The sequence below is a fragment of the Micrococcus sp. HMSC31B01 genome, from assembly GCF_001816085.1.
Lineage (GTDB): Bacteria > Actinomycetota > Actinomycetes > Actinomycetales > Micrococcaceae > Micrococcus > Micrococcus luteus.
In genome coordinates this window covers 1-905 of sequence record NZ_KV824833.1, presented here as the reverse complement: position 1 = coordinate 905, position 905 = coordinate 1, and the positions used below count along the sequence as shown (strand labels likewise).

The window sequence follows — 905 nt, the reverse complement described above, 5'->3', positions numbered from 1 at the left end:
TCCCGGGCCGCCTCGCGGGCGCGGCGGCGGTCGCCCGAGGCGTCGTAGGCCAGGGCGAGGCGGTAGCGGGCGCGCCAGTCGCGCGGTGCGGCCTCGGCCTCCACCCGGTACAGCTCGAACTGGGCGTCGGCGGCCTCCCGGTCGATCCGGCCGCCCGGCGAGCGCGGCAGGTCGTCCTCCGGCAGTCCGCCCTCGGCCTCGAGCTGGTCGGCCAGGCGTTCGGTCTGGCGGCCGAACCACACCTCGCGGGCCAGGACGGCCACGGTCACCAGCACCACGAGGATGACGCCCACGCCGATCGCCTTGGCCAGCGGCTGCGGGGCGCGCACCAGCGCGACGGACGCGTTGAGGGCGAACCCGGCGAACAGCAGCACGAGCAGGGACACGAAGCCGACCCACACCTTGCTCATCACGGTCGAGCGGCGGGCACGGGCGGCGTGCTCGGTCGGGCCCACGGCGCCGTCGTCGGGAGTGCGGGAGGGCTCAGCCAAGATCCAGGTATCCGTCCAGTCCGTAGGTCAGACCCGGGCGGGAGGCCACGGTCCGCAGGCCGAGGACGACGCCCGGCATGTAGGCGCCGCGGTCGAATGCGTCGTGCCGGACCACGAGCTGCTCGCCCGGCCCGCCCAGCAGCACCTCCTGATGCGCCTCCAGGCCACGCAGGCGCACCGCGTGCACGTGCACGCCGTGGACGACGGCACCGCGCGCGCCGTCCGGGTCGTGCTCGGTGGCGTCCGGGGAGACGGGCACGCCGGCCGCGTCCCGGGCCGCGCCGATGAGCTCGGCGGTCCGCACGGCCGTGCCCGACGGGGCGTCCACCTTGTCCGGGTGGTGCAGCTCGACGAGCTCGACGGACTCGAAGTACCGCGCCGCCTGCGCGGCGAACGCCGAGGCCAGCACCGAGC

At 76.2% G+C, this 905-nt stretch carries 2 protein-coding genes; both read right to left on the bottom strand.

Annotated elements, in window-relative coordinates; genetic code table 11:
- Nucleotides 1-491, bottom strand: a 491-nt coding sequence (locus HMPREF3105_RS00500) for a hypothetical protein (protein ID WP_070708513.1), incomplete at its 3' end; no start/stop codon positions are given.
- The coding region (locus tag HMPREF3105_RS00495; RefSeq protein ID WP_305791310.1) for a dihydrodipicolinate reductase C-terminal domain-containing protein at nt 484-905 on the bottom strand (422 nt) is incomplete at its 5' end. The genes HMPREF3105_RS00500 and HMPREF3105_RS00495, both read right to left, overlap by 8 nt.